The organism is Pseudomonas silensiensis, assembly GCF_050434865.1.
GTDB lineage: Bacteria > Pseudomonadota > Gammaproteobacteria > Pseudomonadales > Pseudomonadaceae > Aquipseudomonas > Aquipseudomonas fluorescens_W.
Window position 1 is genome coordinate 88,741 of the sequence record NZ_JBNDJH010000010.1, and the last position, 21,251, is coordinate 109,991.

Genomic DNA, 21,251 nt, shown 5'->3' on the forward strand with positions numbered 1-21,251 from the left:
AGCTGAAACGGCGATTGGCCCTTAGTCAGTCGCTGAATCGCAGACACAAAAAAGCCGTGCCCGGATCACTCCGGAGCACGGCTTTTTTTACTGCGTCTTACTTGTTAACAGCGTCGGTCAGGCCTTTGGCCACAACCAGCTTGATAACTTTCTTGGCAGCGATTTCGATGGCAGCGCCAGTCGAAGGGTTGCGGCCGGTACGGGCAGGACGCTCAGTCACTTTCAGTTTGCCGATACCTGGCAAAGTGATTTCGCCGCCGTTTTCCAGCTGATCGGCAACGATTTGGCCCAGTTGGTCCAGAGCGTTACGCGCGGTGGTTTTTGGCGCGTCGATAGCTTCAGCGATGTCGGCGATCAGTTGGTCTTTAGTAAGAGCCATGTAGTGTTCCTTCCCTATCAAATTCATATGGATTGCAGAGTGCAGTGTCAGCCATCGAGCCCGATCTTCTGGATCTGGCACCCTCGGCCAATAACCACGGGATCGGGGTTATAGATACCGAAATCAGGGTTTGGTTCGACCTGACAAATGCTGAATGCACGCTTAACGCAGTGACTTCGCGTAAGACCGGGCAAAACTAGCACAGAGACGGGGAAATATCCGCCTCTAGCTACCCATTTGGTCAGCTTTATTGCTCTAAAACTGTAAAAAACAGCATAAGCGCCATCAGACACCTGCGAATTGCCCTTCGTGCCGCGCCAAAACCAGTGGTTGCGGTACACTTGGCACTTTTTGGGGGAGCACGCCCTCCTCTCTTCAATCAGCCGAGAAGCCCATGCCGATCCGCCATTGCATCGTCCACCTGATCGACAAAAAACCCGACGGCACACCCGCAGTTCTCCACGCCCGCGACTCCGAACTGGCCGAGTCGAGTGCCATCGAGTACATGCTTGCCGACCTCAATGAGAGCTACAACGCCAAACAAGGCAAGGCCTGGGGTTTCTTCCATGCCGAGTCCGGGGCGCATCCGTTCAGCGGCTGGCTGAAGGAATACCTCGATGGCGGCAAGGATTTCACAGCGTTCAGCCGTGTGGCGGTGGAACACCTGCAAAAGCTGATGGAAGAGTCGAACCTCTCTGTGGGCGGCCACGTGCTGTTTGCGCATTATCAGCAAGGCATGACCGATTACCTGGCGATCGCGCTGCTACACCACAGTGAAGGCGTTGCAGTGACCGATCAGCTGGACGTGACCCCGTCCCGGCACCTGGACCTGGGCCAACTTCACCTGGCGGCACGGATCAACGTTTCCGAGTGGCAGAACAACAAGCAGTCCAAGCAGTACATTTCGTTCATCAAAGGCAAGAACGGCAAAAAGGTTTCAGAGTATTTCCGCGACTTCATCGGCTGCCAGGAAGGCGTCGACGGCCCCGGCGAGACCCGCACCCTGCTCAAGGCCTTCAGTGACTTCGTCGAAAGCGAAGACCTGCCGGAAGAATCCGCCCGCGAGAAAACCAAAACCCTGGTGGATTACGCCAGCAGCCAGGCAAAACTGGGCGAACCCATGGGCCTGGAAGAGCTCTCGGAGCTGATCGACGAAGAGCGTCCGAAGGCCTTCTACGATCACATCCGCAACAAGGACTACGGCCTGTCGCCGGAGATTCCCGCAGATAAACGTACCCTCAACCAGTTCCGCCGCTTCACCGGTCGCGCCGAAGGCCTGTCCATCAGCTTCGAAGCGCACCTGCTGGGCTCGAAGATCGAATACGACGAAGAAGCGGGCACGCTGATCATCAAAGGTCTGCCGACCCAACTCACCGATCAGCTCAAGCGACGTAACTGATGCTCGGCGGCGTACTGAAGAAATTCCTGCTGATCCTGCTGGTGGTCGTGGTCTACCAGAACTGGGGCAAGATCGAGCGGGTGTTCCATCCGGCGCAGGTGGTGTCGGAGCAGACTCAAGCCAAGGCCAACGTCGTGCTCTACGCCACTGAATGGTGTGGCTACTGCAAACTGACCCGGCGTTTTCTCGATCAGAAGGGCATTCCGTACAAGGAGTTCGATATCGAGAAGGATGCCGAGGCGCGCAAAGCCTACGAGGCGCTGGGTGGCGGCGGGATTCCGATCATTGATGTGAATGGGACGTTGATTCGCGGGTATGACCCGGATGCGATTCTTGCAGCGTTGAAGTAACCCGAGCCTCACTCAACCCCCTGTGGCGAGGGAGCTTGCTCCCGCTGGGCTGCGCAGCAGACCCAAACTCTCCGCAATGAATGCCTATTTCATGAGTGCTGCGCACTCAAGCGGGAGCAAGCTCCCTCGCCACAGAACCCGTCCAACCATTCGCGAAATAACCTACTTTGCTTCGATGCGGAAGCCAAAGCGCGGAAAGTGCACATGCACCACACCGCCCCGCTCGTCTTCACGACGCAGAATTAATTCTTCACTGCCCGCAAACAGCAACTCACCCACCACCGGGTCAACGCCGTAATCGACGGCGGCAATGGCCACCTGCTGGCCAGCCTCAAACCCATTCGGTTCGTCGAATTGCTCATCCGGCAATGCGGCCGGTGTAGCATTGCGCGCAACCTCCAGCGCCTCCTCCGAACTCATCTCGCTGAATGCGCCATGACCGAAGCCAAACACGCGTCCCAACCATGCCGAAACCGCCGGATAAGCATCGACCAACGGTGACGTGACGGGCGTGGCCTTGAGGAACCACAACGGATGGGCCAGGGCAAAGTCGGCAATCGACGGCTCGCCGAACAGGAAGTCGCCCTGCTCGCGCTGAAGCTGTTGCTCCAGACGCGCCATGATAGTCGGCCACTGATGCCGGGCTTGTTCGGCCGACAACCGTGTGGCACTACCACCGCTGAACAACTCCGCGCGATCGGCAATGAACGCCTTGATCGCTTCCGGCGGTAACTTTGCGAAGCGCACGGCGATCGATTCCGGTTGAAACACCAGGCTGACCGCGTGCTGGAACACCACCGAATCCGCCCATGCGGCAAAGGTCGCGGTGATCATTTCCTGACCGTCCGGGAAGAACGCCGGCAAGGCTTTTTCCTGTTCCAGACGACGGGCGATCAGCGACGTGTCGCAATAGATATCCGCGCCAATCTGCAACACCGGCGTCTTGCGGTAGCCGCCGGTCAGGGCGGTCAGATCAGGTTTCGGCATGATCGGCGGGATCTTCACCGAGCGCCAGGACAAGCCTTTGAAACCCAGCAGCAGGCGAGCCTTTTCGGCAAAAAGGGACGTCGGGTAATGATGAAGAATCAACTCGGACATGCTCGGCTCCGCCGCACGAATAATGTATCCGCAGCTTAGCGCGCATTCCACGTGCAGCCCACCCATCTGCCTGATGGACACTTATCAGTCAGATTGATAAGCCCGCAGCAGCACTCGCCACCAGGCATTCCTTGGCGCTTTTCTTGAGTTTTTTGATCAGCCGTTCCTGACGCAGCGCTTCGCTTTTGTCGCGGCAGGCTTCGGTGTAAACCAATGCCACAGCAGGGCTGGAGAGAAAAAAGCGCGCGCCCTTGCCGCTCTGGTGGGTGGCGAAGCGGCGCACGGGATCATCGCTGATCCCGCAGTAAAGCGAACCATTGGCCGCGCGAACGAGGTAGACGAACCAGGGTTTGCTGACGGGCAGCGTTGGTTCGGCGGCAATGACGGAAGATTCGCTGGCGGTGTTCACGTGACGATCAAGGCTTGTAGGAAACAAGCCGCGATCTTATCAGCGACTGGCTTGGAATGCCTTCAGCCCCTTCAAGGCCTGCGCGCGAACCGCGTTCCTCACCGCTGGCGTCCAGCCCCACAACAACCCTTTGAAACCCAGCGCCTGTCGGGACCAGCCCCACATATCGAAGCTGTCGTGATGCTCGCAAATCTTACCGTCGCGAAAAACAAAACGTGCCTGAATGTCGTTGACCACGGTGTTGCCGGTCTGGCTGAACAGGTACGTCGCCACCCAATGGGCGCCGCCCGTGCGCTCATCGCTGCGCACGTTATCGAACGTCAGGGAAAAATCCTTGGCCCGGGTAGTGAGCATGCGCCACATGTCGCCGGCCTCTTGGCCGTGCAACTCGCCGAACGCCGGATCACTGAACACCACGTCGTCGGTATAGCAGGCGCTCATGGCCTCGGCATCCAGCCGCTGGAAGGCTTGGTAGAACTGGGTGATCAATGCGTTGTGGGCATCACTCATGGACAGGCTCCGAACGTTTGCAAGATTGCCTGCACGATAGTCAACAAAGGCGCGAAACACTATCGGCATTCGTGAGCCGAATACCGACAGTGTGCGGGTATCAGACCTTTTCGCTTACGACCTGGACGTACAGCGAACGTCCGGCGCCGAGGCCGGCGATGATCGCCCCGAGGCCGATGATGCCGAAAATCCAGCCCAAGGCGTTCCAGCCGCCGGTCCAGTCATGCACGATGCCGACCGCGAACGGCCCCATGGACGCCAGGGTGTAACCGAAGCCTTGGGCCATGCTCGACAGATTCGCTGCGACATGGGCGTCCCGTGAACGCAGCACGATCAGGGTCAACGCCAGACTGAACGTACCGCCCTGCCCCAGACCCAGCAGGATCGCCCAGCCCCACAGGCCTTCGATCGGTGCGTAAAGACAACCGAACAGGCCGCTAAGGGTCAGCAGCATGACGATGACGATCGCCAGACGCTGATCCTTGCCACGCGTCGCCAGCCATGGTGCCGCCAGTGAACTCGCCAACTGAACGATGACCGAGCCTGACAGCACCAGACCCGCCTGGGTCGGCGTCAGGCCGCGACCGATCAGGATCGACGGCAACCAGCCGAACACGATGTAGGCCAGAGAAGATTGCAGGCCCATATAGAGCGTCACTTGCCAGGCCAGTGGATCACGCAACAGGCCGCGGACCCGATACGCGACGTTGTGCGCACCGTGTTTCTGCCCGACTTGTGGCAACCAGAAAATCGCCGCGACCAATGCCGGAACCACCCAGAAGCCGAGGCCCAAGGCCCAGCTCTTGTCGAAATGCTCGCTCAACGGCACGGTCGCACCCGCAGCCATCGCCGCCCCCAGGCACAGGGCCATGGTGTAGACGCCGGTCATGGTGCCCGCGTGTTTCGCAAAGTCGCGTTTAACGATGCCGGGCAGCAATACACCGATCACACCGATGCTCGCACCGGCCAGCACGCTGCCGGCAAACAGGCCGATCTCGCCGAACGAACTGCGCAGGATGATCCCGCCGGCCAACATCAAGAGAATGCCCAGCACCACTCGCTCGGCGCCAAAACGTCGTGCCAGCACGGGCGCCAGCGGTGCAAACAAACCGAGGCACAGCACCGGCAACGTCGTCAGCAAACCGGCCTGGGCTGCCGACAAACCAAGGGTTTTCGACACCTCGCTGAGCATCGGCGCCATGCTCGACAGCGCCGGGCGCAGGTTCAGCGCTACCAGAATCAGGCCCAGCAATAACAGCCACGGCCGCCGCAGAATCGGGTGACTTTGCTGGACCTGTTCGTCATCCGCCTCGGCGTCGATCAACAGCTCTTCGAGCTCTGCGGTGCGCTTGGGCTGCGTGATGTGGCTGTTGCGGCTGGACATGGGGTTCTCGGTTTCAAGGTTCATTGATCAACTGCCTCGACAGGGCTTTGGCCCGTTCCGGGTCGCGTTGCTCGACGGCATCAAGCAGTTCGATATGCAGGTCGAACACCTCTTGGCGTCGGGGGGAAATGTTCAGGGTTTCGCGTAATTGCGCGCCGACAACGCTGGAGAAATAGCGGTACAGCTCGCTGAGGGTCGGGTTATGCGCGGCATCCACCAAACGTCGGTGGAACACCAGATCGCAGGCGATATACGTGTCGAGATCGCCGTGATAGTGGCTGCCACTGACGCCCAACGCCTCGCGCAATGCCACCAGGTCTTCGTCGGTACGCCGTAATGCGGCCAGGCCGATGGCCTCGACTTCCAGAATGTGCCGGGTTTCACGGGCCTGTTCATGGGAGCAGCGGGACAACGCCTTCAGGGTGTCCAGTGGATCGACCACCGCCCGCAAATAGCTGCCGTCGCCCTGACGGATTTCGATCAACCCGGAAAACGCCAATACGCGCATGGCTTCACGCACGGTATTGCGACTGATGCCCAGCTCGGCGGACAGCTCAGGTTCGGTGGGCAAGCGTTGGCCCACCGTCCAGACGCCTTCAGTGATGCGCAGGCGTAACTGGTCCAGTGCCTGGTCGACCAGGGACCGTTTAACTAGCGGAGAAATGTCTGACATAGGATTCGCCCTTTCATCCAATCATAGGATGAATTTTCTGACATGTTAGTCAGCTACGTGTAGGACGGCAACCGCCTACGGTCAGGGAGAGGGAAATGGAGCGGGATTTTCGATTAGTCAAAATTACCCTTTAAGGGTAATTTCAGGGATAGGGTTCACGGCTTCTTATGGAAAAGAACACACCCCACTACGCCTTGTTAGTCATCAAGGATGAAGTCAGGAGGCAAGGAGCCAAAGCATTTACTCAAGTTGCATTGAGTTCCGGCAAGCGAATGGGATTGTCCCTGCGAGGTATGGAGTCAATCATTTGCTCGCTGGAACGCCGGATGCTCTACAAGTCGATGACTTGCTACACCGATCACCGAAACTGGCAAGACGTTTACCACACTACATTTCATGACTTGGAGCTCTACATCAAAGTGACCTATTGCTCCAACGGCGGCCCTCCGGTGATCTCTTTCAAGGAGAAGAACATATGAATACGCGGCAATGCATGAGTTGCGGCACCCAACATGCCATGCAACATTTCGAAGGTCGCAGCCTCAGTGTCGACTACAAGAACGTTTCACGCTGGGTGCACGATATTGCCGGCTGGGAGTGCAAGGTCTGCGGTGAAATCATTTTCGATAATGATACTGACAGCGCCGAGCGCTACTCCGACGCTGGCGATAAACTGCTCGAAGACTGCTTTCAAATCATGGGCAGCGAGATGAAGCGTATCCGCCGCAAACTGCACCTCACTCAGAAGGTCGCGGTGAAGCTGCTTTCCGGCGCTGGCCACAACGCGTTTTCACGATACGAGCGCGGCGAGCTCCCACCTCCTCAAGCATTGTTCACGCTGATGCGTCTACTGGATCGCCATCCTCACCTGCTTGCTGAAATACAAGCGATGAACGAAGGCTCCGAGTTGAAGCGGCTGCTGGCCGCACGCTTCCCTGAACAGGAGACGGTGCTGGCATCCTGACCCTGAATAACGGGCAAAAATAAACCCGGAACACTGTCCGGGTTTATTGCTTTACCAAGCGCCAATCAATGCAGAATCTGGCTCAGGAACAGCTTGGTCCGTTCATTCTGCGGATTATCGAAGAAGTCGTTCGGCGCGGCCTGTTCGACGATTTCGCCCTTGTCCATGAAGATCACGCGGTTGGCCACGGTGCGGGCGAAGCCCATTTCGTGGGTCACGCAGAGCATGGTCATGCCGTCTTCGGCCAGGCCGATCATGGTGTCCAGCACCTCTTTCACCATTTCCGGGTCGAGAGCCGAGGTCGGTTCGTCGAACAGCATGATTTTCGGTTTCATGCACAGGGCGCGGGCAATCGCCACACGCTGTTGCTGACCGCCGGACAGTTGCCCCGGGAATTTATGCGCCTGCTCTGGAATGCGGACGCGTTCCAGGTAATGCATGGCGATTTCTTCGGCCTTGCGCTTGGGCATCTTGCGCACCCACATCGGCGCCAGCGTGCAGTTCTGCAGGATGGTCAGGTGCGGGAACAGGTTGAAGTGCTGGAACACCATGCCGACTTCACGACGGACCGATTCGATCTGCTTGAGGTCGTTGGTCAGTTCCACGCCATCGACCACGATGCGGCCCTGCTGGTGTTCTTCCAGACGGTTGAGGCAACGGATGGTGGTGGATTTGCCGGAACCCGACGGGCCGCACAGGACGATACGCTCGCCCTGTTTAACGTTCAGGTTGATGTCTTTCAACACGTGGAACTGGCCGTACCACTTGTTCACGCCCTGCATCTGAATAATGCCTTCAGGGCTCACAGGCTTTTTGATTGCTTCGCTCATTACAGAACTCCTAACGCTTGTGGCCAGTGTCGAGCTTGCGTTCCAGATGCATGGAATAGCGCGACATACCAAAACAGAAAATCCAGAACACCAGGGCCGCGAACACATAGCCTTCGGTGGCCATGCCCAACCATTTCGGGTCGGCGGCGGCTTGTTTGACGCTGTTGAGCAAGTCGAACAGGCCGATGATGATCACCAGGCTCGTGTCCTTGAACAGCGCAATGAAGGTGTTGACGATGCCAGGGATCACCAGCTTCAGGGCTTGCGGCAAAATCACCAGGCCCATGCTGCGCCAGTAACCGAGGCCCATCGCCGCAGCCGCTTCGTACTGACCTTTTGGAATCGCTTGCAGACCACCGCGCACCACTTCGGCCACGTAAGCCGACTGGAACAGGATCACGCCAATCAGCGCCCGCAACAGTTTGTCGAAGTTCATGCCTTCAGGCAGGAACAACGGCAGCATTACCGAGGACATGAACAGCACCGTGATCAACGGCACGCCGCGCCAGAATTCGATGAAGGTCACGCAGACCACGCGAATCGCCGGCATGTTCGAACGACGGCCCAGCGCCAGGATGATCCCCAGCGGCAATGCACCGGCAATACCGACGGTGGCGATCACCAGGGTCAGCATCAACCCGCCCCACTGACTGGTCGCCACGGTGCTCAGGCCGAACACGCCGCCATGCAGCAGGAAGTAGGCAATGATCGGGTACAGCACCAGGAAGCTCAGCCCGTATACCGCTTTATGGTGAACGCGCGAGATAAACAACGGTGCCACGCCGATGACCGCCAGCCACACGGTCAGGTCCACGCGCCAGCGCAAGTCCACCGGGTAGTAGCCGTACATGAACTGACCGAAGCGCTGCTGGATGAACACCCAGCAGGCGCCCTCCTTGGTGCAGTCGGCCTGGCTGGTGCCGACCCAGTTGGCATCGAGGATCGCCCAATGCAGGATCGGCGGCACCACCAGGTAGATCAGGTAGAACGCAAACAGGGTCAGCAAGGTGTTGAGCCAGCTGGAAAACATGTTGGCGCGCATCCACGCCACCGGCCCGAAGACTTTGATCGGTGGCGGCATGTCAGGTTTGAAAGTATGAGTCGTCATGCGCTTTTCCTTACCGCTCGATCAGCGCAATGCGCTTGTTGTACCAGTTCATCAGCAGGGAAATGCTGATACTGATCGCCAGGTACACGCTCATGGTGATGGCAATCACCTCGATCGCCTGCCCGGTCTGGTTCAGCACCGTACCGGCAAACAACGAAACCATTTCCGGATAACCGATACCGGCCGCCAGCGAGGAGTTCTTCGCCAGGTTCAGGTATTGGCTGGTCAGCGGCGGAATGATCACGCGCAGGGCTTGCGGGATGATCACCTTGCGCAGGGTCGGACCGTTGCGCAATCCCAACGAGTGCGCCGCTTCCGTCTGGCCGTGGCTGACCGACTTGATGCCCGAACGCACGATCTCGGCGATGAACGCCGCGGTGTACACCGTCAGGGCCAGGGTCAGCGCCAGCAGTTCCGGGATCAGTACCCAGCCACCGACGAAGTTGAAGCCTTGCAGCTTCGGCATTTCCCAGTGCAATGGCGCGCCGAAGATCAATGCGCACAGCGCAGGGATCGCAAAGAACAGCGCCAGGCCCACCCAGAACTTGTGGAACGGTACGCCGGTTTCTTCGAAGCGCTTGGTCGCCCAGCGGCTCATCAGCACGATGGCGACAATGGCCACGACGATGCTGACCACAAACGGCCAGAAACCATCCGCCGTCAATGCGGCCGGCATGTTCAGGCCACGGCTGCTGACAAAGAAGGTGTCGCCGAAGTTATGGCTGTTGCGTGGCCCCGGCATGGTCAGGAACACCGCGAAGTACCAGAACAGGATTTGCAGCAGCGGCGGAATGTTACGGAACACCTCCACATACACCGTCGCCAGCTTGGCAATGATCCAGTTCTTCGACAGCCGTGACACACCAACGATGAACCCGAGGATCGTCGCCAGGATCACGCCGATGAAGGTCACCAGCAGCGTGTTGAGCAGGCCGATGACAAACACCCGGGCATACGAGTCCGATTCGGTGTAGTCGATCAGGTGTTGAGCGATGCCGAAACCGGCACTGCGCTCCAAAAAGCTGAAGCCGGAGGTAATGCCCCGGTGTTGAAGGTTGGTCTGTGTGTTATCGAACAGATACCAGCCCATCGAGACCACCGCCACAATGGTGATGATCTGAAATAGCCACGCACGCACTTTTGGATCGCTGAGGCTGAGCCTCTGCTTTGGTGCGCCGATTGAATTTTGCATGAAGTGCCCCGCAAATAATGGAACAGAACATCACCCGGTGGTTGGCCCACCGGGTGATAGAACCATCAGCGCACTGGTGGTGCGTATTGAATGCCGCCGTTGTTCCACAGAGCGTTCAGCCCGCGGTCGATGGCCAGTGGAGTGCCTTTGCCGAGGTTTTTCTCGAACACTTCACCGTAGTTACCCACTTGCTTGACGATCTGCACGACCCAGTCTTTCTTCACTTTCAGGTCTTTGCCGTATTCACCGTCAGTGCCCAGCAGACGAGCAACGTCCGGGTTCTTGGTGGCTTTGGCTTCAGCTTCAACGTTTTTCTGGGTGATGCCCATTTCTTCAGCGTTGAGCATCGCGAACAGGGTCCACTTGACGATGCTGAACCACTCTTCGTCGCCTTTACGCACGACCGGGCCCAGAGGCTCCTTGGAGATGGTTTCCGGCAGAACGACGTAGTCGGTCGGGGTCGCCAGCTTGCTGCGTTGTGCGTAGAGCTGGGATTTGTCGGAGGTCAGCACGTCGCAACGACCGGATTCCAGCGATTTGGCGCTTTCATCGGAGGTGTCGAAGGTGATCGGGGTGTATTTCAGACCGTTACCGCGGAAGTAGTCGGAAACGTTCAGCTCGGTGGTGGTACCGGCTTGAATGCAGATGGTGGCGCCGTCGAGCTCTTTCGCGCTCTTCACGCCCAGCTTGTTGTTCACCAGGAAGCCGATGCCGTCGTAGTACGTCACGCCAGCAAACACCAGGCCCATGCCCGAATCGCGGGAGCTGGTCCAGGTGGTGTTACGCGACAGCACGTCGATTTCGCCGGACTGCAGCGCGGTGAAGCGCTCTTTGGCGTTCAACTGGCTGAATTTGACCTTGGTCGCGTCGCCGAATACGGCAGCGGCCACAGCGCGGCAGACGTCAGCATCGATGCCGATGATCTTGCCAGTGGAGTCCGGAACCGAGAAGCCAGGCAGACCGTCACTGACGCCGCACTGTACGAAACCTTTCTTCTGCACTGCATCCAGGGTTGCACCCGCCTGAGCGAACCCACTGACACCGAGTACTGCGGCTGCAGTCACGATCGCCAGGGTGGATTTCAACATCTTCATTCAAACCTCCAGTTTTGCTCTTGTTGTGTCGGAGCTTGAGTCCAGTCGCACCCTTATGAGGCGTTGTTGACCCGTGTTGGCTTTTTTTGGGGTCAACCGACGTAAGACCTGCGCTATGAGTCTAGTAGGAGAAAATCCACATCATGGACAACTCACTTCTCACCAATCGGCCGAACGGGCGGTAGCCCTTTCACGTTCGCGAAGCCCGTAGCGGCCACTGGCGAACATCCATCACCGGATTCTTTGCTATCCCACCGCCAGCAGTACACTGATAGTGTTACCGCAAGGCGCGAGATGGGTTGCACCGTTTCCCCATAGCAAAGCCCGTACCAGACCGCTCGCCGAAGCGATTGTGCGACAGGTCAATAGCAAAACTTGTAGCCTTGCGACATCTTATTAACTGATCAACCAGGCATGCCCTCAGACCTCGCACTCAATGAGAGCGCCTGCACAACATTGGAGCAACCATGACCGAGCCCTTGATTCTTCAGCCCGTGAAGCCCGCAGATGCCTGCGTTATCTGGCTGCACGGCCTGGGCGCCGATCGCTACGACTTCCTGCCGGTGGCCGAGGCGTTACAGGAAAGCCTGCTGACCACCCGCTTCGTTCTGCCTCAGGCACCGACCTGCGCCGTGACCATCAATGGTGGTTACGAGATGCCAAGCTGGTACGACATATTGGCCATGAGCCCGGCGCGCGCGATCAACCGCGAGCAGCTGGAAGAGTCGGCAGACAGGGTCATTAAATTGATCGACGTGCAGCGCGCCAGCGGAATAGACGCTTCGCGGATATTTTTGGCAGGTTTCTCCCAAGGTGGTGCGGTGGCGTTACACGCCGCGTTTTTGAAATGGCAGGGACCGCTGGGTGGCGTACTTGCCCTCTCGACTTATGCACCGACCTTCAGTGATGAACTGGAGCTTTCCGCCAGCCAGCAGCGCATTCCCGTGCTGTCTTTACACGGCCAGTACGATGACGTCGTTCAAAACGCCATGGGCCGCACCGCCTACGAGTATTTAAAGCAGCATGGTGTCACCGTGACATGGCAGGAATACCCAATGGGCCACGAAGTGTTACCCGAGGAGATTCGCGACATTGGTGTCTGGCTCGCCGAGCGCTTGCGTTAACTGTTTATGTGAAAAGCAGCCCATTGATCCATCCCACTACGCCGCGCCCGATTCTTGCATTACACTGGCCGGCGTATATTCCTTAATCAATTGATGAGATGACCGTGCTCAAAGCACTCAAGAAAATGTTCGGTAAAAGCGAGACTGAGCAGCTCGCGCCAGTCTCCAGCGCTCCTTCTCACCATCCCAGCCACCGCACCGACGGTAATCAGTCTGGCCGGACCGCAACCGTAGCGGTACCGAAGCACGAGCCGATGGCCACACCGGCCGTCCAACCCGTTGAGGCTCAAGCCTCTGAAGAACCGAGCAGCGAAGCTGCGAAACCTGCCCGACCGCGTCGCGAACCGAAGCCGAAAGCACCGGTTATCCCCTGGAAACTCGAAGACTTCGCCGTCGAACCCCAGGAAGGCAAAACCCGTTTTCACGATTTCAAACTTGCCCCCGAACTGATGCACGCCATCCAGGACCTGGGCTTCCCGTATTGCACGCCGATCCAGGCACAAGTCCTCGGCTTTACCCTGGCCGGCAAAGATGCCATTGGCCGCGCCCAGACCGGCACCGGCAAAACCGCAGCGTTCCTGATTTCGATCATCACCCAGTTGCTGGAAACCCCGCCGCCGAAAGAGCGTTACATGGGCGAGCCGCGGGCGCTGATCATCGCGCCGACCCGTGAACTGGTGGTGCAGATCGCCAAGGACGCAGCCGACCTGACCAAATACACCGGCCTCAACGTCATGACGTTTGTTGGCGGCATGGACTTCGACAAGCAGCTCAAGCACCTCGAAGCCCGTCATTGCGACATTCTCGTGGCCACCCCGGGCCGCCTGCTCGACTTCAACCAGCGCGGCGACGTGCACCTGGACATGGTCGAAGTCATGGTCCTGGACGAAGCCGACCGGATGCTCGACATGGGTTTCATCCCACAAGTGCGTCAGATCATTCGCCAGACTCCGCCGAAAAACGAGCGTCAGACGCTGCTGTTTTCCGCGACCTTCACCGAAGATGTGATGAACCTGGCCAAGCAATGGACCACCGACCCGTCGATCGTCGAGATCGAGTCCCAGAACGTGGCCAGCGAAAACGTCGAGCAACACATCTACGCCGTGGCCGGTGCCGACAAATACAAACTGCTCTACAACCTGGTCAACGACAATGGTTGGGAGCGGGTGATGGTGTTCGCCAACCGCAAGGATGAAGTGCGGCGCATCGAAGAACGCCTGGTGCGTGACGGCGTCAACGCCGCGCAACTGTCCGGCGACGTGCCGCAGCACAAGCGCATCAAGACCCTGGAAGGTTTCCGCGAAGGCAAGATCCGCGTCCTGGTCGCCACCGATGTGGCCGGTCGCGGCATCCACATCGACGGCATCAGCCACGTGATCAACTTCACCCTTCCGGAAGTCCCGGACGACTACGTGCATCGCATCGGTCGTACCGGTCGTGCCGGCGCCGATGGCGTGTCCATCAGCTTTGCCGGTGAAGACGACTCCTACCAGCTACCGTCCATCGAGGCGCTGCTGGGTCGCAAGATCAGTTGCGAAACGCCACCGACGCATCTGCTGCGGGCGGTTGAGCGCAAGCGCCCGTAACACGGGTCGCACTAAAAGAGGCGCAGCCGGAAACGGACTGCGCTTTTTTTTCGTCCGGAGATTGATCGAGACAACTAAAAGTCCATAATGGACAAATTAGTTTACTTCCAGCTCCCGGAGCCGACCATGTCCAGTACGCCTTACGTGATCACCCAACCTCAGGCCCGCGAGCTGCTGGCGCAGGTCGACGTGCCGCAGATCCTGCGCAAGCTGTTCCGCGACCTGGCCGCCGGGCAAGCTGTGCAACCGGCGCAGCAACTGGTGGAATTCCCGCAGGGCGCTGGCGACTTCATCAACTATCTGGGCGTATTGGCCGAAGACGGCGTGTACGGGGTCAAGACCTCGCCGTACATCGTGCGTGAACAAGGCCCGCTGGTGACCGCCTGGACGCTGCTGATGTCGATGCAGACCGGCCAGCCGTTGCTGCTCTGCGATGCAGGCGAACTGACCACGGCGCGCACCGCTGCCACAACCGCCGTGGCGGTCGACGCCCTCGCCCCGCTCAAAGCCAAACGCCTGGCGATCATTGGCAGCGGCAAAGTCGCCCAGGCGCACTTGCACTACGTCAAAGGTCTGCGCGACTGGCAGAGCATCAGCCTCTACTCGCCGAGCCTGAGTGACAAGAATCCCGAAGTATTGGCGCAACTCAAGAGCCTCGATCCACGCCTGACCATCGTCGACAGTCGTGAAGCAGCCGTGCAAGACGCCGACGTGATCATGCTCTGCACCTCGTCCGCAGGCCCGGTGATCGACCCGTCAAGCTTGAGCAAACCGGCGCTGATCACCTCGATCAGCACCAACGCACCGCGTGCCCATGAAGTGCCGCCGCAGAGCCTCAATGACATGCAGGTGTTCTGTGACTATCGTCTGACCACCCCGGGCTCGGCCGGCGAGATGCTGATTGCCGGTGAACAACATGGCTGGGACAAAAACGCGATCATCGGCGACCTGCCCGATCTGCTCAGCGAAAAAGTCCAGCGCCCTGGTTATGACCGCCATGTGTTCTTCCGCTCCATCGGTCTGGGCCTGGAAGACATTGCACTGGCCAATGCCCTTTACCGCCTACAGCACTAACACCACAAATTTCGGCATTTACGCCCCATCAGGAGACGTTCATGAGCCAGGCAGATTTCATCATCATCGGCGGCGGGATTGCCGGTGCTTCCACCGGTTTCTGGTTGTCGCAGCACGCCCGAGTGATCGTGCTCGAACGCGAGTCCCATCCGGCTTACCACTCCACCGGACGTTCAGCGGCGCTGTTCACCGCCGCCTACGGCACACCGCAGGTTCGGGCGCTGACCCAGGCCAGCCGTGATTTCTTCGACGCGCCGCCGGCCGGTTTCTGCGAACACCCGCTGCTGACTCCGCGTGGCGAGATGACCGTGGACTTCACCGGCGACCCGGACGAGTTGAACAATCAATACCTGAGCGCCAAAGCCACGGTGCCGGAAATGCAGATGCTCAGCGCCGACGAAGCCTGCGTGCGCCTGCCGATCCTGCGTCGGGAAAAGGTCCATGGTGCGATTTACGACCCGACCGCCAGCGACATCGACACCGATGCCTTGCACCAGGGTTACCTGCGCGGTATCCGACGCAACAAGGGCGAAGTTCATACTGACAGCGAAGTCCTGAGCCTGACCCGTGACGCCGAAGGTGTATGGCACGTACAAACCAACGGTCAAACCTTCAGCGCTCCGATCATCATCAACGCGGCAGGTGCCTGGGCCGACAAAATCGGTGAGCTCGCCGGTGCCAAACCACTGGGCCTGCAACCCAAGCGCCGTGCGGCGTTCATCTTCGCCGGCCCCGAGGGCGTGGACATCCACCATTGGCCAATGCTGGTCAGCCTCGACGAATCCTTCTACATGAAGCCCGACGCCGGAATGTTCCTCGGCTCGCCAGCCAACGCCGACCCGGTGGAACCACACGACGTGCAGCCTGAAGAGCTGGACATCGCGATGGGCATCTACCAGATCGAAGAAGCCACCACCCTGACCATCCGCCGTCCGACCCGCACCTGGGCCGGCTTGCGCAGTTTCGTGAGCGACGGTGATTTGCTGTCCGGTTTCGATCCGCAGGTGCCGGGGTTATTCTGGGTAGCGGCACAAGGCGGTTATGGCATCCAGACCTCACCGGCCATGGGCCAGGCGAGCGCTGCACTGGTACGCGGCGAAGCCTTGCCCGAGCAACTGACTCGCTTCGGTCTGAACACTCAGATGCTGTCCCCTTCGCGACTGGGCTGACTTTCGGACGCGAGTGACGTATCGACACGATTGCGGCAAACTTCCAGCGCCCTTTTTTGACGGGGCGCTGATGCTGTCTGGAGCTGCACTTTATGAACGCCCAAGAACAAGAACCGGTCCTTGATGACTCTCCATTGGAGCGCTCGCCACTGGATAACTTCCGTGCGATCGCCGATGCCATCGCCACGTTGTTCTTTCCTCACGCCGAGGTGGTGCTGCACGATCTGCGCACCCAGAAGGTCGACTACATCGCCAACAACCTGTCCAAACGCGAAGTCGGTGACGACTCGGCGCTGGAGGACATGCTCAGCGAAGAGATCAGCGAACGAAACATCGGGCCGTACGAAAAGCTCAATTGGGATGGTCAGAAGATTCGCAGCCTGAGCAGCGTGCTGCGCGACAGCGAAGGTCATCCGCTGGCGGTGCTGTGCATCAATCTGAATATTTCGTTGTTCGAAAACGCCAAAGCCGCGCTGGACCTGTTCCTGTCGCCGAGCAAGTTGATTCCGCAACCGGACTCACTGTTTCGCGATGACTGGCAGGAGCGCATCAACACCTTCCTCCACGCTTGGCTTCGCGAACGTCAGCTGAGCCTGAACCTGCTGACCCGTGACCATAAACGCGAACTGGTGCTGGCACTGCACGCCGAGGGCGCCTTCAAAGGCAAAAGCGCCTCCAACTATGTGGCGAACGTGCTGAACATGGGGCGGGCAACGGTGTACAAACATTTGAAAGAACTGAAGAGCTGAAAGACCGACACACACTCGTAGGAGCACGGCTTGCCGGCGAAGGCGTCCTCAAGATCGCCTTCGCCGGCAAGGCGTGCTCCTACAAGATAAGCGGTTACTCCAACGCCGAAGCCGGCCCGAAGAATTCGTAACGGCTCTGCTTCTCCGGCACACCCAGCGCTTTGAGGTGACGTTTGACCGCCGCCATGAAGCCTTTAGGTCCGAGGAAGTAAGCATCCAGATCGCGCTGCTGCGGCAACCACTCGCCCAGTTGCTCCTGGCTCAACAGGCCAACCTTGTTCGCCGCCGGGCTCACGCCATCATCTTCGTCGTAGCAATAGAAGCGTTTGAGCTGCGGGTGACGCTCGGCCAAGCCATCGATCCAGTCGCGGAAGGCGTGAACACTACCGTTACGCGCGCAGTGGATAAAGTGCACCGGCCGCTCGGTTGCCAGCGCCGCTTCGAGCATCGCCAGCGTCGGAGTGATGCCTACACCGCCGCTGATCAGCACTAACGGTTTGACGCTGTCGGTCAGGGTGAACTCGCCCGATGGCGGGAACAGCTGAATTTTTGCGCCTACATGCAGTTGATCGTGCAGATAGTTGGAGGCGCGGCCACCGGTTTCACGCTTGACGCTGATCCGGTACTGGCCCTTGTTGGCCAAGGCCGACAGCGAATAGTTACGACGAATCTCTTCGCCATCGAGGATCAGTTTCATGCCGATGTACTGACCGGGTTCTGCCGCCAGAATCGGGCCTTTGTCAGCCGGTTCGAAGTAGAACGAGATGATTTCCGCGCTCTCCTCCACCTTGGACGCCACGATGAACTCCCGCGCCCCGCGCCAGCCGCCGGGTGCCTGTTCCTTCTGGTCGTAGATGCTGGTTTCGGCGCCGATCAGGATGTCGGCCAATTGGCCGTAAGCAGCCCCCCAGGCGGCCATCACTTCAGGTGTGGCGATCTCGTCGCCCAGCACTTCAGAGATGGCTCGCAGCAGGCAGGCGCCGACAATCGGGTAATGTTCCGGAAGGATCTGCAGGGCCACGTGCTTGTTGATGATCTTGGCCACCAGGTCGCCCAACTGGTCGAGCTGGTCGATGTGCCGCGCATACATCAAGACACCGTTGGCCAAAGCGCGCGGCTGATCACCGCTGGCCTGGTGGGCCTGGTTAAACAGCGGGCGGACTTCCGGGTACTCGGACAGCATCATGCGGTAGAAATGAGTGATCAATGCTTCGCCACCGCTTTCCAGCAAGGGCACGGTGGATTTGACGATTGCACGGTCTTGAACGCTAAGCATAAGGCGACTCCTGATCTACTTGGATTGCTAACTGACTGCCTTGTACTTATCAGTTTCCGTGCCAGTAATTAAAACGTTATAAATCAACAAGTTAAATTCTTTATAGTCATATCGACACACACTGACTTATAGTCATACCGACTACATGGAGTCACTATGACTGCAAAAGCCTTGCTAACCACACTGCTGCCACTGGTCGCCGACCTGTCCCGCGAACTCCCCGAAGGCGAGCGTTATCGGCGCTTGCTCGAAGCCATGCGCGCCTTGCTCCCGTGCGATGCTGCTGCCCTGCTGCGCCTTGATGGCGAATGGCTGGTGCCGCTGGCCGTCGACGGGTTGAGCACCGACACCCTCGGCCGACGCTTCAAAGTCAGCGAACACCCGCGCTTCGAAGCGCTGCTCAGCAGCCACGGCCCGACCCGTTTCGCCGCCGACAGCGACTTGCCCGACCCTTACGACGGCCTGATCGATGGCCTCGATGATCATCTGGAAGTCCACGACTGCATGGGTTGCCCGCTGTTTATCGACGAGCGTCCATGGGGTTTGTTGACCCTCGATGCACTCGATCCGGAGCGCTTCAAACCGATCGAACTGGACGCCCTGGAAGCCTTCGCCAGCCTCGCCGCCGCCACGGTCAACGCCGCCGAGCGCATCGAACGACTGGCCAATCGTGTCGAAGACGAACATCAGCGTGCCGAGGTTTACCGACAAGCCAGCGGCCAGCAGAACCGCGAGATGATTGGCCAGAGCAAGGCCCACAAACGGCTGGTGGAAGAAATCAATCTGGTGGGCGGCAGCGATCTTACCGTGCTGATCACCGGCGAAACCGGGGTCGGCAAGGAACTGGTCGCCCAAGCCATCCACGCCGCATCGCCCCGAGCCGACAAGCCGATCATCAGCCTCAACTGTGCCGCGCTGCCGGAGACGCTGGTGGAAAGCGAATTGTTCGGCCACGTCCGCGGCGCCTTCACCGGCGCGATGAACGATCGGCGCGGCAAGTTTGAACTGGCCAATGGCGGCACGCTGTTTCTCGATGAAGTCGGTGAACTGTCCCTGACCGTCCAGGCCAAATTGCTGCGCGTCCTGCAAAGCGGTCAATTGCAGCGATTGGGGTCAGACAAAGAACATCAGGTGGACGTACGTCTGATCGCCGCGACCAACCGCGACCTGGCCGAGGAAGTGCGCAGCGGCCGCTACCGTGCCGACTTCTATCACCGTCTGAGCGTTTATCCGTTGCTGGTGCCCGCTCTGCGCGATCGTGGGCGGGATGTGCTGCTGCTCAGCGGCTATTTCCTCGAGCAGAACCGTTCACGCATGGGCCTCAATAGCCTGCGCCTGAACAGCGATGCACAGGCTGCATTGCTGGCGTATGCATGGCCGGGCAATGTGCGGGAGCTGGAGCACTTGATTGGCCGCAGCGCCTTGAAGGCGCTGGGTAACTGCAAGGAGCGGCCGAAGATTCTCAGTTTGAGCGCGGCGGATCTGGATTTGCCCAATGGCAGCGTTGAGCTTGCAACTGATCCAGTCCCTGTCAGCCCTGCTGCTTTGGTCTCGGGAGACTTGCGGGCGGCGACCGAGGATTATCAGCGTCGACTGATCGACGCCTGTCTGGAACGGCACCATAACAATTGGGCGAGTGCAGCGCGTGAGCTAGGCTTGGATCGGGCGAATCTTGGAAGAATGGCCAAACGATTGGGCATGAAATGAGCGCCGCCTAACCCTTGTGGCGAGGGAGCTTGCTCCCGCTGGAGCGCGAAGCGCTCCCAAATCAGGCTCCGCCCTGTATCAGGCCGTCCGATTTTGCGACTGCTGCGCAGCCGAGCGGGAGCAAGCTCCCTCGCCACTGGGGGTTACCGTTTGGGCATTTGGCCTAAAGCCTGCCCGCAACAAGTCGATAACCCGGCATCGATAGCTGTTGGCGATCCTCGCGGTCGCTTATCACCTTTTTCCACAGAAGGTTTTTATGTCTTCAAACAAAGCCCGCGCAGATTCACTTTCGCTTCTGCTGTTTACCTTGCGCAGCGGCAAGCTGATGGCGATCAACCTGCTGAAAGTCAGTGAAATCATTCCCTGCCCGCCGCTGACCAAGCTGCCGGAGTCGCATCCCCACGTCAAAGGCATCGCCACCCTGCGCGGTGCCTCGTTGTCGGTGATCGACCTCAGCCGTGCCATCGGCGAACGACCGCTGGAAGACCCGAACGGTGGCTGCCTGATCGTCACCGATGTCAGCCGCTCCAAGCAGGGTTTACATGTTCAAGCCGTGAGCAAGATCGTCCACTGCCTGACCACCGACATCCGTCCGCCGCCCTTTGGCTCTGGCGGCGTGCGTTCGTACATCACTGGCGTGACCTCAGTCGACGGCACATTGGTACAGGTGCTGGACATCGAAAAAGTGATCCATGGCATCGCCCCGGCACAGATCGAAACGGCCCCGACCGAACTGAGCATGGAAGACGCCGAAGTACTCGGCAACGCGCGGATTCTGGTGGTCGATGACAGCCAGGTGGCGTTGCAGCAATCGGTGCACACCCTGCGCAACCTCGGCCTGCAATGCCACACCGCCCGCAGTGCCAAGGAAGCCATCGACTGCCTGCTGGACCTGCAAGGCACGGCCCAGCAGATCAACCTGATCGTCTCGGACATCGAAATGTCGGAGATGGACGGTTACGCATTTACCCGAACCCTGCGCGAAACCCCGGACTTCTCGCACCTCTATGTGCTGCTGCACACTTCTTTGGACAGCGCGATGAACAGCGAAAAGGCCCGTCTTGCCGGCGCGAACGCGGTGCTGACCAAGTTCTCCTCGCCAGAGCTGACCAAGTGCCTGATCGAAGCAGCCAAGGCTGTCGCTGAACAAGGTCATTGAGGCTTGAGCAAGGACTT

At 59.1% G+C, this 21,251-nt stretch carries 22 protein-coding genes; 11 read left to right on the forward strand and 11 right to left on the reverse strand.

Going from position 1 to position 21,251, the window contains the following annotated elements:
• Positions 1-97: 97 nt before the first annotated feature.
• The gene (locus QF010_RS16125) at positions 98-379 is read right to left on the reverse strand and encodes an HU family DNA-binding protein (RefSeq protein WP_007905514.1); all 282 of its coding nucleotides are present in this window, start codon (positions 377-379) and stop codon (positions 98-100) included.
• Between the two features lie 394 nt (positions 380-773).
• Between QF010_RS16125 and yejK the strand changes: the two genes are divergently transcribed.
• Together yejK and QF010_RS16135 are read left to right on the forward strand one after the other, a co-directional pair.
• Entirely contained in the window at positions 774-1,778 is a 1,005-nt protein-coding gene (gene yejK, locus QF010_RS16130) for a nucleoid-associated protein YejK (protein WP_008147593.1), read from the forward strand.
• A complete protein-coding gene (locus tag QF010_RS16135; RefSeq protein WP_201185824.1) occupies positions 1,778-2,128 on the forward strand; it encodes a glutaredoxin family protein in 351 nt (116 codons plus the stop codon). The genes yejK and QF010_RS16135 overlap by 1 nt, the downstream gene beginning before the upstream one ends.
• Before the next feature lie 162 nt (positions 2,129-2,290).
• On the opposite strand, the gene QF010_RS16140 is transcribed toward QF010_RS16135, so the two are convergent.
• The 5 genes from QF010_RS16140 to QF010_RS16160 all read right to left on the reverse strand — a co-directional run bounded on the left by QF010_RS16140 (position 2,291) and on the right by QF010_RS16160 (position 6,202).
• Positions 2,291-3,226: a glutathione S-transferase family protein gene (locus QF010_RS16140; protein ID WP_429533504.1), complete on the reverse strand. Its 936-nt coding sequence runs from the start codon at positions 3,224-3,226 to the stop codon at positions 2,291-2,293.
• Positions 3,227-3,314: 88 nt separating this feature from the next.
• Complete coding sequence (locus QF010_RS16145) at positions 3,315-3,635, reverse strand: GIY-YIG nuclease family protein (RefSeq protein WP_429511940.1); 321 nt, start codon at positions 3,633-3,635, stop codon at positions 3,315-3,317.
• Positions 3,636-3,674: 39 nt separating this feature from the next.
• Positions 3,675-4,145, reverse strand: coding sequence for a nuclear transport factor 2 family protein (locus QF010_RS16150; RefSeq protein WP_429533505.1), 471 nt, complete (start codon positions 4,143-4,145; stop codon positions 3,675-3,677).
• A gap of 100 nt (positions 4,146-4,245) precedes the next feature.
• Positions 4,246-5,553, reverse strand: a complete 1,308-nt coding sequence (locus QF010_RS16155; protein ID WP_429511939.1) for a CynX/NimT family MFS transporter — start codon at positions 5,551-5,553, stop codon at positions 4,246-4,248.
• Positions 5,543-6,202 carry a FadR/GntR family transcriptional regulator gene (locus tag QF010_RS16160; protein WP_033056425.1) on the reverse strand — a complete coding sequence of 220 codons (660 nt, stop codon included), beginning with the start codon at positions 6,200-6,202 and terminating at the stop codon, positions 5,543-5,545. The genes QF010_RS16155 and QF010_RS16160 overlap by 11 nt, the downstream gene beginning before the upstream one ends.
• A 167-nt stretch (positions 6,203-6,369) precedes the next feature.
• Here QF010_RS16160 and QF010_RS16165 point away from each other — a divergent pair, with 167 nt between their 5' ends.
• Positions 6,370-6,681, forward strand: coding sequence for a type II toxin-antitoxin system MqsR family toxin (locus tag QF010_RS16165; RefSeq protein ID WP_033056426.1), 312 nt, complete (start codon positions 6,370-6,372; stop codon positions 6,679-6,681).
• The gene (locus QF010_RS16170; RefSeq protein WP_033056427.1) at positions 6,678-7,166 is read left to right on the forward strand and encodes a type II toxin-antitoxin system MqsA family antitoxin; all 489 of its coding nucleotides are present in this window, start codon (positions 6,678-6,680) and stop codon (positions 7,164-7,166) included. The genes QF010_RS16165 and QF010_RS16170 overlap by 4 nt, the downstream gene beginning before the upstream one ends.
• 65 nt (positions 7,167-7,231) lie before the next feature.
• On the opposite strand, the gene QF010_RS16175 is transcribed toward QF010_RS16170, so the two are convergent.
• The 4 genes from QF010_RS16175 to QF010_RS16190 all read right to left on the reverse strand — a co-directional run bounded on the left by QF010_RS16175 (position 7,232) and on the right by QF010_RS16190 (position 11,390).
• Positions 7,232-7,996, reverse strand: a complete 765-nt coding sequence (locus QF010_RS16175; RefSeq protein WP_008147575.1) for an amino acid ABC transporter ATP-binding protein — start codon at positions 7,994-7,996, stop codon at positions 7,232-7,234.
• Between the two features lie 10 nt (positions 7,997-8,006).
• The gene (locus QF010_RS16180) at positions 8,007-9,104 is read right to left on the reverse strand and encodes an amino acid ABC transporter permease (RefSeq protein ID WP_429533506.1); all 1,098 of its coding nucleotides are present in this window, start codon (positions 9,102-9,104) and stop codon (positions 8,007-8,009) included.
• 10 nt (positions 9,105-9,114) lie between these two features.
• Positions 9,115-10,296 (reverse strand): amino acid ABC transporter permease, encoded by a 1,182-nt coding sequence (locus tag QF010_RS16185; protein WP_033056429.1) that lies wholly within the window; start codon positions 10,294-10,296, stop codon positions 9,115-9,117.
• A gap of 65 nt (positions 10,297-10,361) precedes the next feature.
• Complete coding sequence (locus tag QF010_RS16190) at positions 10,362-11,390, reverse strand: amino acid ABC transporter substrate-binding protein (RefSeq protein ID WP_033056430.1); 1,029 nt, start codon at positions 11,388-11,390, stop codon at positions 10,362-10,364.
• A gap of 467 nt (positions 11,391-11,857) precedes the next feature.
• On the opposite strand from QF010_RS16190, the gene QF010_RS16195 reads away from it, so the two are divergent.
• The 5 genes from QF010_RS16195 (at position 11,858) to QF010_RS16215 (ending at position 17,092) form a co-directional block, all read left to right on the forward strand.
• Positions 11,858-12,514: an alpha/beta hydrolase gene (locus tag QF010_RS16195; protein ID WP_033056431.1), complete on the forward strand. Its 657-nt coding sequence runs from the start codon at positions 11,858-11,860 to the stop codon at positions 12,512-12,514.
• A gap of 98 nt (positions 12,515-12,612) precedes the next feature.
• A complete protein-coding gene (rhlB, locus tag QF010_RS16200) occupies positions 12,613-14,100 on the forward strand; it encodes an ATP-dependent RNA helicase RhlB (RefSeq protein ID WP_033056432.1) in 1,488 nt (495 codons plus the stop codon).
• Between the two features lie 126 nt (positions 14,101-14,226).
• Positions 14,227-15,174: an ornithine cyclodeaminase family protein gene (locus QF010_RS16205; protein WP_429533507.1), complete on the forward strand. Its 948-nt coding sequence runs from the start codon at positions 14,227-14,229 to the stop codon at positions 15,172-15,174.
• A 41-nt stretch (positions 15,175-15,215) separates the two neighbouring features.
• Positions 15,216-16,343 (forward strand): NAD(P)/FAD-dependent oxidoreductase, encoded by a 1,128-nt coding sequence (locus QF010_RS16210; protein WP_429511936.1) that lies wholly within the window; start codon positions 15,216-15,218, stop codon positions 16,341-16,343.
• A 92-nt stretch (positions 16,344-16,435) separates the two neighbouring features.
• Positions 16,436-17,092 (forward strand): helix-turn-helix transcriptional regulator, encoded by a 657-nt coding sequence (locus QF010_RS16215; RefSeq protein WP_429533508.1) that lies wholly within the window; start codon positions 16,436-16,438, stop codon positions 17,090-17,092.
• Positions 17,093-17,186: 94 nt separating this feature from the next.
• On the opposite strand, the gene hmpA is transcribed toward QF010_RS16215, so the two are convergent.
• Positions 17,187-18,368, reverse strand: coding sequence for an NO-inducible flavohemoprotein (gene hmpA / locus QF010_RS16220; RefSeq protein ID WP_429533509.1), 1,182 nt, complete (start codon positions 18,366-18,368; stop codon positions 17,187-17,189).
• A gap of 156 nt (positions 18,369-18,524) precedes the next feature.
• Here hmpA and norR point away from each other — a divergent pair, with 156 nt between their 5' ends.
• Complete coding sequence (gene norR / locus QF010_RS16225) at positions 18,525-20,075, forward strand: nitric oxide reductase transcriptional regulator NorR (RefSeq protein WP_429533510.1); 1,551 nt, start codon at positions 18,525-18,527, stop codon at positions 20,073-20,075.
• Between the two features lie 256 nt (positions 20,076-20,331).
• Positions 20,332-21,234 carry a chemotaxis protein CheV gene (locus QF010_RS16230; protein ID WP_008147551.1) on the forward strand — a complete coding sequence of 301 codons (903 nt, stop codon included), beginning with the start codon at positions 20,332-20,334 and terminating at the stop codon, positions 21,232-21,234.
• Positions 21,235-21,251: the final 17 nt, after the last annotated feature.